At 61.0% G+C, this 13,434-nt stretch carries 15 protein-coding genes; 8 read left to right on the forward strand and 7 right to left on the reverse strand.

All coding sequences use genetic code 11. The annotated features are described in order from the left end of the window. The coding region (locus tag CMI59_RS04110) for a TGS domain-containing protein (protein WP_293325133.1) at positions 1-285 on the reverse strand (285 nt) is incomplete at its 3' end. A gap of 34 nt (positions 286-319) precedes the next feature. Next, the gene (gene yidD, locus CMI59_RS04115) at positions 320-688 is read right to left on the reverse strand and encodes a membrane protein insertion efficiency factor YidD (protein ID WP_293325136.1); all 369 of its coding nucleotides are present in this window, start codon (positions 686-688) and stop codon (positions 320-322) included. A gap of 527 nt (positions 689-1,215) precedes the next feature. Between yidD and CMI59_RS04120 the strand changes: the two genes are divergently transcribed. Together CMI59_RS04120 and CMI59_RS04125 are read left to right on the forward strand one after the other, a co-directional pair. Then, positions 1,216-2,304, forward strand: coding sequence for a hypothetical protein (locus tag CMI59_RS04120; protein ID WP_293325139.1), 1,089 nt, complete (start codon positions 1,216-1,218; stop codon positions 2,302-2,304). A 179-nt stretch (positions 2,305-2,483) separates the two neighbouring features. Continuing rightward, positions 2,484-3,239 carry a hypothetical protein gene (locus tag CMI59_RS04125; RefSeq protein WP_293325141.1) on the forward strand — a complete coding sequence of 252 codons (756 nt, stop codon included), beginning with the start codon at positions 2,484-2,486 and terminating at the stop codon, positions 3,237-3,239. A 40-nt stretch (positions 3,240-3,279) separates the two neighbouring features. Here CMI59_RS04125 and CMI59_RS04130 read toward each other — a convergent pair whose 3' ends face one another. Both CMI59_RS04130 and cysS read right to left on the reverse strand, forming a co-directional pair. Then, positions 3,280-3,732 (reverse strand): iron-sulfur cluster assembly scaffold protein, encoded by a 453-nt coding sequence (locus CMI59_RS04130; protein WP_293325144.1) that lies wholly within the window; start codon positions 3,730-3,732, stop codon positions 3,280-3,282. Positions 3,733-3,744: 12 nt separating this feature from the next. Beyond that, on the reverse strand, positions 3,745-5,154 hold the full coding sequence (gene cysS, locus CMI59_RS04135) for a cysteine--tRNA ligase (protein ID WP_293325146.1): 1,410 nt from the start codon (positions 5,152-5,154) through the stop codon (positions 3,745-3,747). Positions 5,155-5,547: 393 nt separating this feature from the next. Between cysS and folE the strand changes: the two genes are divergently transcribed. The 3 genes from folE (at position 5,548) to CMI59_RS04150 (ending at position 7,848) form a co-directional block, all read left to right on the forward strand. Further along, the gene (gene folE / locus CMI59_RS04140; RefSeq protein WP_167089973.1) at positions 5,548-6,174 is read left to right on the forward strand and encodes a GTP cyclohydrolase I FolE; all 627 of its coding nucleotides are present in this window, start codon (positions 5,548-5,550) and stop codon (positions 6,172-6,174) included. An 80-nt stretch (positions 6,175-6,254) separates the two neighbouring features. After that, positions 6,255-6,686 carry a phosphoribosyl-AMP cyclohydrolase gene (hisI, locus tag CMI59_RS04145; protein ID WP_293325149.1) on the forward strand — a complete coding sequence of 144 codons (432 nt, stop codon included), beginning with the start codon at positions 6,255-6,257 and terminating at the stop codon, positions 6,684-6,686. Between the two features lie 91 nt (positions 6,687-6,777). After that, the gene (locus CMI59_RS04150) at positions 6,778-7,848 is read left to right on the forward strand and encodes a patatin-like phospholipase family protein (protein WP_293325151.1); all 1,071 of its coding nucleotides are present in this window, start codon (positions 6,778-6,780) and stop codon (positions 7,846-7,848) included. 6 nt (positions 7,849-7,854) lie between these two features. On the opposite strand, the gene CMI59_RS04155 is transcribed toward CMI59_RS04150, so the two are convergent. Further along, positions 7,855-8,283: a CBS domain-containing protein gene (locus CMI59_RS04155; protein ID WP_293325153.1), complete on the reverse strand. Its 429-nt coding sequence runs from the start codon at positions 8,281-8,283 to the stop codon at positions 7,855-7,857. 293 nt (positions 8,284-8,576) lie between these two features. Here CMI59_RS04155 and CMI59_RS04160 point away from each other — a divergent pair, with 293 nt between their 5' ends. From CMI59_RS04160 to CMI59_RS04170, 3 genes are all read left to right on the forward strand, one after another. After that, the gene (locus CMI59_RS04160; protein WP_293325155.1) at positions 8,577-9,875 is read left to right on the forward strand and encodes a DUF2157 domain-containing protein; all 1,299 of its coding nucleotides are present in this window, start codon (positions 8,577-8,579) and stop codon (positions 9,873-9,875) included. Positions 9,876-10,001: 126 nt separating this feature from the next. Further along, a complete protein-coding gene (locus CMI59_RS04165) occupies positions 10,002-11,081 on the forward strand; it encodes an IS5 family transposase (RefSeq protein WP_293325157.1) in 1,080 nt (359 codons plus the stop codon). Between the two features lie 159 nt (positions 11,082-11,240). Further along, positions 11,241-11,792 (forward strand): GDYXXLXY domain-containing protein, encoded by a 552-nt coding sequence (locus tag CMI59_RS04170; RefSeq protein ID WP_293325167.1) that lies wholly within the window; start codon positions 11,241-11,243, stop codon positions 11,790-11,792. Positions 11,793-11,845: 53 nt separating this feature from the next. Here the strand turns inward: CMI59_RS04170 and CMI59_RS04175 are convergent, their stop codons facing one another. Both CMI59_RS04175 and CMI59_RS04180 read right to left on the reverse strand, forming a co-directional pair. Then, positions 11,846-12,811, reverse strand: a complete 966-nt coding sequence (locus CMI59_RS04175; protein WP_293325160.1) for an NAD-dependent epimerase/dehydratase family protein — start codon at positions 12,809-12,811, stop codon at positions 11,846-11,848. Between the two features lie 99 nt (positions 12,812-12,910). Further along, on the reverse strand, positions 12,911-13,434 hold a 524-nt coding region (locus tag CMI59_RS04180; protein WP_293325162.1), incomplete at its 5' end, for a carotenoid oxygenase family protein.

Raw genomic sequence — 13,434 nt, forward strand, 5'->3', positions numbered from 1 at the left:
GCCGATGGTGACCTGCGTGCCGGGGAAAAGCTCCTGCACGGCCTCCGCCATCACATGCGAGGCGTCATGGCGCAGCAGATCCACGCCGTCGTCGCTCTCGCGCACCACCACTTCGATGGCGCAATCATGATCGATGGTCGTGGAGAGGTCTTTCATCTCGCCGTCGATCTTCAGCGCAACCGCCTTCTTGGCCAGCGACTTGGAGATACTTTCGGCAAAGGCGAAGCCGTCCACCGGTTTTTCGATTTCACGGACCGAGCCGTCCGGCATTTTCAGTGCAATCATTATCGTCTCTCATGCCCGTCATGCGGGTCGTTTCTCAAACAGTCCGTGCAGCGTCTTTTTCCGCCTCATGCGCCTTCATGGTCTCGGCGGCCTTTTTCTTCATCGCGCGCTCCGTCCAGATGCCATAGCGCCAGGGGGCCCAGAAAGGCTCCGGCTCCAGCGCCAGCGGCACCGGATCGAAACCATGGCTGCCGCCGGGCCTGCACCGCAGGATGCGCGACAAGCCCAGCCAGAAGCCGCGCCAGGGCCCGAAGCGGTCGATCGCCTCCGCGGTATAGGCCGAGCAGGTCGGCAAATGCCGGCAATTCGACCCCAGAAGCGGCGACACGATCAGGCTGTAGGCCCGGATCATGCCCCGCATCGCGAAGGAAACAGCTTTTCCAACCGGGCGGTCGGCTGTCATGCGCCACTCTTGCGTGCTTTGGCATCCAATCCCGATTCGCCCGCAAAAACCGGGCAGAACGGGACCTTGTTAGCCCTAATTTCCGGGGGGCACAACCGGCGCTCCGCACGGACGGAGTGAGGCCGGAAGCCCCGTGAAATCTTGGGAAAACGACGAAAAATCAGGAAAATGAAGCCGCCCGGACGGAGATCAGGCGCGCAGGAGCGGCCGGGCCCGGGGTCAGTCCGCCGGGCCGGTGCTAGTGAGGGTATCGGGCTGCGAGCCAGTCCCACTCCTCAAACCGATGATTTGCGCGTTCTGCAACACGTATCCGCTCATCCGTTTCGCGGGCCAATCCGCCCGCCGATGCATTGGATATAGCCTAGCCACTTATGGTTGAGAAGGGGTTACGAAACCGCTCCCGCGGGGCGGCCAGCATCATTCCTGCTTTGATCTACAGTTTTGGATTTGTTGGCCGAACCTTAATCAAATCAGCGCAGCCTTCCCTTAAGTGAACTCTCTATTTTGCGGAGTGAAAGGGCATTCGGATGCTCGGGAGAATTTTCAGATGGGGTGGCGCCGGAATTGGACTGGCCGTTCTGGGCCTGATCCTCTTCGGCATGTTCATCTTCGGATACCACAAGTGGATCTGGTATTCGGTCGTGCCCCATGTCCGCTACATGGAGGTAAAAATCGACCTCACCCTGGACGGGGAACCCGTCGAAATGAGGTCCGTCACGCGCTGCCGTTATCACTACGAGCCACACGGTCCGCTGGCAGTAAACTTTAGAACGGGATTTCGACCGAGCCGCGGAGTGCTTGCCAAGCGTCTGTCCGACGGGCGCGGCTTGGTGATCATGCCCGGCACCATTTGTCAGAGGTTCGGCATTCTCTACGGAGAAAAGGACCGCTGGCACGAGCTGACGATTAATGCATTCCGCGACTTCCATATCTACCTCCTAGACGACGCCGATGATCCGCAGGTCATCGGTTATCCCATCCTGCCGCAATATCTCGAAGAGCCGGACGCGAGGATAAAGATCCAATCAATCAGGTACCGGGAACCGACCAAGGCGGACCCCACAGACCCGACGAAGGAAGTTGGATGGCTGGAATGGCCCGAGAATGACGACATCCGACCATTTGCTCCCATCAGTGGAACAAAAAAGTGGGTTGGATTGTTCGCATCCCTTTTGCCAAGGGAAGAGTGGTCGAAGGTCGAACAGATCTCAAAAGTTCTCGGGAGCCGTAAGACACCGTCAGCCGATATCCACGAAACCATTCGCGGGCACTATGAAAATCTCGACTTTGACGGCCTCCCTTTTTTTGAGGATTGGAAGAAAGTATCTGCAAGTTTCGTTGGGAATGTGGTCGAGGTGTCTACCGCAACGGTTCCGTGGTGGCTAAACCTCGAACGAGTAGACCGAGTTCCCTACATGAAGTCGGACTGGGGGTGCGGTTCACAGCTTAATCGGCATTTTGGATTCCACCTGCCCCCCTTGCCATCGCTTCGGGTGAACGGAAGACTGATAGCCGACAAACTCAAAACTTCTTCTGGACCTGCTTTTGATCCTGTCACAGGGCTTCTCATAGAAATTGGAAGCTACTGCATGGTTTCAACGAGATTGCTGAAATAAAGCTCCCGGCATTCTGTCCAATTGCCATTCGAACATCGAACCAAATCTGGAAGATCATCAATGCTTCCGAAGCTTCACCCGGCCCTTCCATGTTTTGTCCGACTAGGGACCTTTGACAGGAGATAGCCACGATCGATACAGGCCTAAAATGGGCGGGCGGCATTTTGGGCGTGGGCGCTGTGAGCCTCTTCCTTTTTGTCCTGGGCCCGCCAGCTTTGAAAGAAGAAACCTGCGCCAGAGCAGAGTCCCTCCGCATTTCGATTGCCGGAGTTAAATTTCACTTCCCGTCTCCCCGCAATATCGACCTTCGCGGGAAGCAGGCTCCTGATCGCGCACCCGGCGCAATTACGGATTACTGCCAAGGGACAAGCGAAGCGCCATTCATCGTATCTTCCGCTCACCTACGGCCTCACCCGACGTTCAAACACAACGACCTCCTTTATCGCCTCGGTTATATTTCCATCGATCAAAGCATCGATGAATCCGATGCCTACCTTCTTCACAATATCGAGTTGGCCCTTGCGTCGGGCGGCAGGCTGGAACCGGTTGCAGAAGCTCAGAATCTCCTGCTGGCAAAGGAGAAAGCAGAAGGCGCATCTCGGAAGCAATGGTATGTCACGGAAAAACCGGGACTGTTCGGACGCCCGGCGGCGTTTCGATGCCGCATAGTGTCCAACCCCATGTCGGACGTGAAAGGGGACACCACCAAGTGGTGCGTCGCCTTTATTCCGATAGCCAAAAACCTTCGGATCTCAGCCCAGTTTTTTACAGCCCGCGTCCCATATCAGGAGTGGAACCTGCTGGTCGAGAATATCGAACGCTGGGTACTCAGCAGGATTCCTCCGGACCAAACGGACAAGACCTACCTCTCATCGAAACCAGAATCGATTTTCGATCTTCTCGAGACCTACGCTGGCTCCCGGCCGCACGAATAGACGCAGCCGGGCCATGATCATGAGTCGATAGGAAAGCTTTTCAAACCTTCTCCGCCGCGGCCATCGCCTTGTCCACGGCGTCTTCCACCGCGTCGAAGACCAGCAGCGTGGAGGCGTGGCGGGCCTTGTAGTCGCGTACGGGCTCGAGCACTTCGAGGTCCTTCCACTTGCCGCCATAAATCTCGCGCGGCGGCTCGCCGCCCTGCTTCAGCATGGCGCGCATGGCGGCGCCGACTTCATGCAGTTCCTGCGCGGTGGAGCCGATCACATGGAGCGCCATGATGGAGGATGAGGCCTGGCCCAGCGCGCAGGCCTTTACGTCGGCGCCATAGGCGACCACCTTGTCGCCCTCCATCTTCACATCCACCGTCACCTTGGAACCGCACAGCTTCGACACCTGCGTCGAGGACGCATCCGGCGCGTCGAGGCGCTCGCAGAGCGGAATATCCGCCGCGAGTTCCAGAATGCGCTTGTTGTAGATGTCGTTCAGCATGCGTCTAAAACCTCAGCCGGCGACCCGCCAGCTCGTGCCCTGCGGCCCATCCTCGATCTGGATCCCGTTTTCCGCCAGCTCGTCGCGAATGCGATCGGCCTCGGCGAAATTCTTTTCCTTGCGCGCCGCATTGCGGGCGACGATCAGCTTCTCGATTTCCTCAGCCTCTATATTGGGTCCGAGGCCCGCCCCTGCAAACCATTCTTCCGGGTCCATCTGGAGAAGGCCGATCACGGCACCCGCCCCGATCAGCTCGCTCTTGAGCTGCGCCCGCGTACCGGGATCGGTCTCGCTATTGGCCCGCGAGGCCAGATCGAAAAGCACTGCAAGGGCCTTCGGCGTGTTGAGGTCGTCGCACAGCGCCTCCATGAAGGCATGCGGCACGCCATCATTCGCGCCCCGCTCCGCCTTCACATCGGCAAGTCCGCGCAGCGCCCCGTATAGCCGGTCCAGCATCCGCCGCGCCTGCGCTAGGCCCTCGGCCGTCCAGTCCAGCGGCTGGCGATAGTGCCCGTTCAACAGCGCAAGACGGATCGACTCCCCCGGCGCTTCCTTGATGAGGTCGTGCACGAGAAGGACATTGCCGATCGATTTCGACATCTTCTCCTTCTCGATGTTCACGAAACCATTGTGGAGCCAGAAGCGCGCAAAGGTCTTGCCGCCATGCGCGCATGTGCTCTGCGCCAGCTCGTTCTCGTGATGCGGGAACTGAAGGTCGATACCGCCGCCATGAATGTCGATGGTTTCGCCCAGATGCTTCTCGATCATGGCCGAGCATTCGATATGCCAGCCGGGTCGCCCACGGCCCCAGGGGCTGTCCCAGCCGGGCTGATCGTCCATTGACGGCTTCCAGAGCACGAAGTCGGCCGGATCCTTCTTGTAGGGCGCGACCTCCACCCGGGCGCCCGCCACCATGTCGTCGCGGTCGCGGCCCGACAGCGCGCCATACTCGGCATCGCTCGGCACGTTGAAGAGCACATGCCCCTCCGCCTCATAGGCATTCCCGCTTTCGATAAGGCGGGCGATCATCGAGATCATGCCGTCAATGGTCTCCGTTGCCAGCGGCTCGATATCGGGCGGCAGCACGCCGAGCGTCCCCATGTCGTTGCGGTAGATATCGGCATATTTCTGCGTCACGGCGGAAATGGGCACGCCCTGCTCCGCCGCCGCCTTGATGATCTTGTCCTCGATATCGGTGATGTTGCGGGCATAGACGAGATGCGGGTAGAGGCGGCGCAGCAGCCGCGCCAGCACGTCGAACACCACGGCCGGCCGCGCATTGCCGATATGGGCGTAGTTGTAGACGGTGGGGCCGCAGACATACATCGTCACCCGCTGCGGATCGAGCGGCTCGAAGACCTCCTTCTTGCGGGTCAGCGAGTTGTGCAGGGTGAGCGTATAGCCGCTTTTGTCAGAATTCATGAAGTGCTCCACCGGGCGGGAGGCCTCATCTTGCTCCGCCCTTCTGTGCCGTTGTTAAAGGAAGGGTTTTCCCCCCGCAAGGCCGCGATACCGGCGATCCAAACGGCGGTTTCCCGCGTCTAAAGAAGCGGGCCGGCCCTCCGTCAGGCCGCCACTTTGCGCCCAGTAAGAAACCTGCAAAACTTGATAGCCAGTTTTCGCAAAGCTATATGCATCCTTTAGACGGTGTCACATCAACTACGGCATGGCATAAGACCCGTGCTTGATGGGCAAAATAGGTAGATACGGCAATGGATTAGCCGGAGCTGCCTATGACTTGAACCGGCAGGCGCCCGGCGCAAAAGCGGCGGGCATCGGTCGGGAAACCCCTAAAAGAGATTGGTCGAAATGGACATGAATCCGGTTGATGGGCTTCGGGCCCACAAAGAAGAAGAGCGTAACAAGGTGATCCAGAAGCCGAGCCGCGAAGAAGCCGAAGCCGCTGTACGAACCCTCATCGCATGGGCGGGCGACAACCCCGACCGCGAGGGCCTGCTGGACACGCCCGGTCGCGTGACCCGCGCCTATGAAGAGTTTTTCGCCGGCTATCAGGAAGACCCTTACAAGGAACTGGGCCGCACCTTCGAGGAGGTCGAGGGCTACCATGACATGGTGATGCTCCGGGATATCGACATCGAATCCCATTGCGAACACCACATGGTGCCGATCCTGGGCCGCGCCCATGTCGCCTATGTCCCGACGCGCAAAGTGGTGGGCATTTCCAAGCTCGCCCGCGTGATCGAGATTTTCGGCAAGCGCCTCCAGACGCAGGAAACCATGACGGCGCAGGTCGCCGATTGCATCAATCAGGCGCTGGAGCCGCAGGGCGTCGCCATCCTGATCGAGGCGAAGCATCAATGCATGACCACGCGCGGCGTGAAGAAGCCCGAAGTTGCGACCATCACCTCGCAATTCACCGGCGTCTTCCGCGAAGACCCCCGCATGGAAGCACGCTTCATGCAGATGATCCGCGGATACTGATCCGGGACAATAAGTCCCCACTTTGACATCAGGCCCCGCCCTTCATTGAATGGCGGGGCCTTTCATTTCCGGAGCACGAAATGAGCGATACCTATTTCAGTCCGCGAGGGGACAAGGCCGAGCTGGAAGAAGGCTCGGGCTTCTCGCCGAAATTCGACGCGGACGGCCTCATCACCGTCGTCACCACCGACGCGGAAACGGGCGACATCCTCATGGTCGCCTATATGAACGAGGAAGCCCTGAGCAAAACCATCGAAACCGGCGAGGCCTGGTACTGGAGCCGGTCGCGCGGCGAGCTATGGCACAAGGGCGACACGAGCGGCCAGATCCAGATGGTCGTCGAAATGCTCACCGATTGCGACCAGGACACGCTCCAGCTCAAGGTGAATGTAGGCGGCGATGGCGGCTGCTGCCATGTCGGCTACCGCTCCTGCTTTTACCGCCGGGTGCCGCTGAAAGGCGCGGCGGGCAAGCCGCTCACGCTCGAACCCACCGGCGCGGAGAAACTTTAGATCCACGTAAGCTTCCAGATGGTGGCTATTTTTTGCCGCAATGCACACATAGGGAGGATGATGAGTATTGTCCCCGAGTGAGCGCCCCCCGATGAAACAGGTCCCCCTTCCCCCCAAACGCCGCCCCGTAGTCGGCATAGCACTGGGCGCCGGTGTCGCGCGTGGCTGGACGCATATCGGCGTCCTGCGCACGCTGCGCAAGGCCGGCATCGAGCCCGACATCATTTCCGGTACCTCCATCGGCGCGCTGGTCGGCGGCTGCGAGGCGGCGGGCAAGCTCGACGTGCTGGAGGAGTTCGCCCGCTCACTCACAAGGCGGCGCATGCTGAGCCTGCTCGATTTCCGCTTCCGCTCATCCGGCCTCATCGGCGATGCGAAGCTGCGCGAAATCATGCACACCCATCTCGCCGACCTGAACATCGAGGATATGGAGCGCCGCTTCGTAGGCGTGGCGACCGAGCTCACCACCGGCCACGAGCTATGGCTGCATGAAGGCGGGCTTATCGATTCGATCCGCGCTTCCTACGCGCTCCCCGGCGTCTTTTCGCCTGTCTCGGTAGACGGCCGCTGGCTCATCGACGGTGCACTTGTGAACCCTGTGCCCGTCTCGGTCGCCCGCGCGCTCGGAGCCCATGTCGTGATCGCGGTAAACCTCAATAACGATCCCTTCGACCCCTCCGGCCGTGCGCGCCATGTGGGCCGCCAGCCCGAGCCCTATTACCGCTCGCCGGAGGAAGCGCGATCCGACGACCAGCTCCTGGAGGAACTGGAAGAGGAACTGGAGGAAGAGGAACGCGCCAAAGGCCTGCGCCGCAATGGCGAAGGCGAACCCGACAGCATGTCGGAGCGCATTTACGACATGTTGTTCGGCTGGAGCCGCAAGAACAATGAAGAGATGGAGCTGATGAAAAAGGTGGTTGGCCGCGAAAGCCCGCGCGAGCCCGGCATCGCCTCCGTCATGCTCGCCTCGCTCAATATCGTGACGGACCGCGTGGGCCGCATGCGCATGGCAAGCGATCCGCCCGACATCATGATCGCGCCGCGCGTGGCGCATCTGAGCCTGCTGGATTTCGACCATGCGGACGAGCTGATCGCGCGCGGCGAGCAAGCCGCCGAAGAGGCCCTCCCCCTGATCCGCGAATCGATCGAAATGGCCCGGTAGGAAAACCTAGCCGTTGGCGATGTAAAGCTGCAGCGCTTCCTTCTCCATCACCGTCTCGGCAATGCGATGCTTCACCACATCGCCGATGGAGATGATGCCGACCAGCCGTTCATCCTCGATAACCGGCAGATGGCGGAAACGGCCCATCGTCATGGCGTCCATCAGCTGCTCTGCCGTATCCGACAGGCTGCAGGTGATGACCCGGGAGGTCATCACATCGCGGGCCGGGCGCTCCAGCGCCTCCTTGCCTTCCCGCGCAACCGCCTTGACGATATCGCGCTCGGAAAGAATGCCGAGCACACGCTCTCCCTCTGTCACGAGCACGGCGCCGATGCGGCGCTCGGTGAGTTCGCGTGCGACCTCTGCGACGGGCTTGTCCGGCCCGACCGTCGACACTTCGGAGCCTTTTTCCTTCAGGATTGAGGCAACATTCATGGCAACTCCTCCGTCCTCGCGGGCTTGAGACCTTTGATCCCGGCCCGTGTTACTGCCCCGTAGCGGGCTGTATCCGGCATTCCTCCCAAAACACCGGATACCGCAGACAGCATCCCTCCAAATCATGATGCGGCATCGCGCCGCACCAGGCAAGATGTATATTACAGAATGGTAAGATTCCCGTTCTACCCAACCTTTCGAAAGGTTGTTTTGACACTGCCGGGGCGCGACCCGAATAATCCCCTCAACATCATCCCGTTCGGTTCGGGCAACCCTCAGAGGCCCAATTCCAGATGTGGCAGCGCTCTTACCTGCAAAGGCTCAAACGCGATATCGATCTCTGGATCGAACGCGGATGGGTGACGCCCGCCAACGCCGAAGCAATCCTGGAGGACGCCTCCCGCACGCCTGACACGCGGCGCACCCCTGCCATCCTCGCCATCCTCGGCGCCGTGCTGATCGGTTTTGCCGCCATGAGCTTCGTGGCCGCGAACTGGGCGGAGCTTTCCAAGCTGACCAGGCTCGCCCTGATCGGAACGGGGCTTGTCGCCGCCTATGGCATCGCCTGGCAGACGGACCGGCGCGGGCACCCCGCCTTCGCCCAGGCCGCCCTTCTGACGGGGCTGTGCCTCTTCGGCGCGGCCATCATGCTGATCGCCCAGATCTATCATATCCAGACGGACGATCCCGGCGGCGTCCTCGCCTGGTGCATTGCCGCGCTGGCCGCCGCCGCCATCCTGCCCTCGCGCCCCGCGCTGGCACTGGGCATGCTGCTTGCCATCGTCTGGTCGGGCTTTGCGCTCTCGCTCCATCAGGACGTTCCCCATATCGGCTTCTTCCTGCCCTGGATTTTCGCGCTGGCACTGATCCTCCGCTTTTCCTGGGTCACCGGTTTCCACCTCTGGATCGTTACCGGCTATGCATGGCTCGCCTTCAACGCCTATGCCATCGGCAACTGGATGGGCGTCGGCCCGGGAGCCATTGCCGCGCTCGTGGTGGTGGATGCCATTGGCCTCTGGCTCGCCGCGCTCGCCCTCCAGGCCCGCCTTCCCCGCTTTGCCGATGTCGCGGAAGATTACGGCATCGTGGTCGCCTTCACCGTTTTCTGGATTCTGCATGTGATCCCCGCCAATGAAGCCGGTCCGATAAACACTCTCTGGATCGGGGCCGCGATTGTCATGGCGCTTGCCGTTTTGGCCATCGGCATTTCCGCGCTGACCCAGCGCCGGCTGGAAGCACGCCACGCCTTCGCCATCGGCGGCATGTCGATTGCCGCGCTCGCTTACCCGCTGCTGATGCACGCGATGGGCCCGGCCATCGAATGGCTCTATTCGGCGATCTTTCTCGCCCTTTCCGTCTGGCTCGTCTCCTACGGAACGGCCCGGCACAGCCGCTTCCTCATCAATGGCGGCTTCGCGGCTTTCGCAGCCGAAGTCCTCTACCTCTATTTCGCCACGCTGGGCACCATGCTCGACACAGCCGCCTTCTTCCTCATCGGGGGCCTGCTGCTGATCGCGGGCAGCCTCTTCTTCGAAAGGCTGCGCCGCCGCATGGTGAAAGCGGTCGGCAACGAGGAAGGAGCCGCGCCATGACGGGCAGCAGACGCTTCGCCATCGGGCTCGGTGTGCTGCTCGCAGGCCAGCTGGACACCCGCAAAAACCCTTGGCGCGGTCGGCAGGGGATGATTCACTGACGGCGAAGCATCATGGAGGGCGGTCATGGATCCACAGTCACTGTTCAGCCTGAACGATCATCTTGAGGCTCTGAGCAAGGAGGGCGATCCGCTCGAGGTTTTGCAGGAGACGGTGGATTTCGAGTATTTCCGGGGTTGGCTGGTCGAGGGGCTGGGATATGGCGACGGGTCAAAAGGCGGAAGACCGCCGTTTGATCCGGTGATGATGTTCAAGGCGCTCATTCTTCAGGCCCAGCACACTCTCAGCGACGCGCGCATGGAGTTCATGATCCGGGACCGGCTGAGTTGGATGCGGTTCCTCGGGCTGTCGCTCGGGGAGCGAACGCCCGACGAGAACACGATCCGCCATTTCCGCAACCGCATGACCGAGACGGGGACGCTGAAGCGAGTGATGAAGGCCTTCGATTGGCAACTCCAGAAGAAGGGCTACATCCCGATGTCGGGGCAGATCGTCGATGCTTCCCTGGTGCCGGCTCCCAGGCAGCGCAACACCGAGGGCGAGCAGCAGGCGATCAAGTCGGGCAAGAGTGCCAAAGAGATCTGGCCGGACGAGAAGAACAAGGCGGCCCAGAAGGACACCGACGCCCGCTGGACGCTCAAGATCGGCGGCAAGGTCAGGTATCGGGAGGACGGAACACCACTGCCGATGATTGCCCTGCCGGTGTTCGGCTACAAGTCCCACATCAGCATCGACAGGCGTTACGGCTTCATCCGGTCGATGGCGGTGACCTCGGCATCGACGGCGGACGGACGGCTCCTCAAACAGGTCGTCAGCACCGACAATACCGGTTCCGAGGTCTGGGCCGACAGCGCCTACAGATCCCGCAGCAACGAGAAGTGGCTTGGCGACAGGATGCTGACCAGTCGGATCCATCGCAGGAAGCCCAAGGGCAAGCCGATGCCGAAGGCGACGGCGCGGGCCAATGCGGTAAAGTCCTCGATCCGCGCCCATGTCGAGCACGTCTTCGCTCACCAGAAGAACAGGTTCGGGCTGTTCATCCGCACCATCGGCCTTGCCCGCGCCGAGGCGAAACTGACCCTGGCGAACCTGGCCTACAACTTCGACCGGCTGATCTTCCATGAACGCCGGCGCGTCACGGCATGAGTCTGTCCGGGATTCGGCGAAAAAAACGAAATCGCCACGCCAAACAGACCAGAACCGGCCGAAATGGCCATGATCCGCGCGCCAAAGCGGTCGATGCCGTCACGTCGCGCCCGATGAAGCCGTAATCAATGGGTTTTTGCGGGTGTCCAGCTCGCCTTTCTGGGCTGGATGATTGCCGACCGCGTCAGCCTGCTCAGCTCCGGCAATGTGGTAACGCTGGAAACCGAGCCGGTAGACCCACGAGACATCTTTCGCGGCGACTATGTGGTGCTGCGCTACGCCATCTCCAACATTGCCCTCACCGCCTACAAAGGCACAAGCGATCTGGCCAAAGGCGACACGGTCTATGTGGAACTGAGTAAAAACACGGCCGGAAAATGGCGCCCCGTCGCCCTCGACACCAGGATGATGGAGCCCGCCGAGGGTAACCACATCATACGTGGACGGATCACCCGCATCGACAAGCGCAGCCCGCGACTGACGCCCGAGCGCAAGAAACCGCGTGAGGTCCCCTGCCCGCTCTGCGGCACGGCGCAAATCAAATACGGCATCGAAAGCTATTTCGTGCCGGAGGGATCGGGTCGCGACATCGAACATGCCCGCAACCGCGCGGAACTCACGGTCGATGTCGCACTGGCCGATAACGGCGAAGCCGCCATCAAGTCCCTCAGCATGGACGGCAAGACGATCTACAACGAACCGTTGTTCTGACCAGGCACGGCGCAGGACAGCCGATCATCCATGCACCGATGCGGACGGCAGCTCTATCGGAACACATCCGACCCTTTGTAGCTCCCATGCTTCGGCCGCCAGTTCAGTTCGTCGCGCAGCCTGTTTGAAGACATCTGCTGATCCAGTGTTGGGCCCTCTGCCCAATCGCCATATCTGCCGACGACCTCATCAACGGAAACAATCTCGACCTCGCTTCCCCGACCGAAATGACGGGCAATATCGGCAGCGATCTCGCCGGTCCTGACACCGGATTCCGCCGAAGCATTGAAATGTCCTTCCGCCTCGGGCGCTTCGACAAGAAGCCTGTAGGCGCAAGCGAGATCGTCCCGATGGACAAGTGGCCATCTTGTGTCGTAATCCCCCCAGACCTCGACCGGACGCCCGTTTTTGGCAGCGTCGATATAGTCTTCGAACACTCCCCCATCGGCGTCATAGACCATTCCCGGATGGATGATCGCAGCGGAAATTGGCTCGCTTTCGACAAGCCTGCGGGCGTTCCCCACCATCCATGCAAAAGATCGAATGGGGTTGAAGCGACTGTTCTCATCTGCAACTTCGTCGCCGGTCTTGCCGTAGAGCCAGCAGCCTCCGGTATAGACCACCCTGAGCCGCTCTCGCCGGCCGTCGAGCGTAGCTTCGATTGCCGACAACACCCCTTCATCGACATCGCCCATGTCGTCGGAAAATGTTGCGGCGGCCTGCACGACGGCATCGCACTCACCGATAACGGTGCACCACATCTCGGGATTGCGCAGATCGCCTCTGAGGGGCGCCGCGCCAAGCGCCTTCAGCTTCTCATCGGACGCAGAGGAACGGCTGAGCGCCGTCACCCGATGGCCATGCGCGATCAGCTCACGCGTGACGGCCGAGCCGATGAAACCCGTCGCCCCGAGAACAAGAACATTTGTCACTTCGCTTTCTCCTCCGGCGCCAAGCGTAAGACAAGCTGTCAAACGCCCTGCAATGTAGATATGCAGCCTCGCCGGAGAAAAAAGCACCTTTGACGGAATGCGAGCCGATCATGACGGCGCGCCCTCAGCATGAACGCCGGAACGATCTGCACCGAACCGACGGTCCGACCTGTTGTGCCGACCGCCTTATCCGTCCAGCCAGTTCCCGTGGAACCCGAAGGGCACGCGCGTCGGCAGCTCGACGCGCGCGAGCGGGCCGGAAGACATGTTCTCTGCGTCCAGCACTACGAAATCGCTGAGATTGCGTTCCCCGTCATAAACGAGCGAGGTGATGAAGCCTTCGCCCTCCGACGCATCGGCCGCGCGCGGCACGAAGACCGGTTCATGCACGAATTTGCCCGCGCCCGGTTCCCATTCCTGCCGCTTGCCGGTTTTGAGATCGATATGCACCAGCGTGTCGAACGACGCCCCCGGCTCGTCTCCCCGTTTCTGCGCGCCATAATAGCCGTGACGATAGTTAAGTCCGGCGAACCGCTCGTCGAGCCGCGGAAACTCGCCACCCAGATCGGTAAGCGCTTCTTCCGTATAGCTGTCCGAATTGCTGTCGAGATCGAATGTCCAGCGCACGAGCTGGCCCTGCTCGTCGCCGAGATCGGCGGGCGGGCGCTGTCCGTTCGCATCGGGAAAGAGCGGCACGCGGGAATATTTCA

The organism is Parvibaculum sp. (assembly GCF_002684405.1).
GTDB lineage: Bacteria > Pseudomonadota > Alphaproteobacteria > Parvibaculales > Parvibaculaceae > Parvibaculum.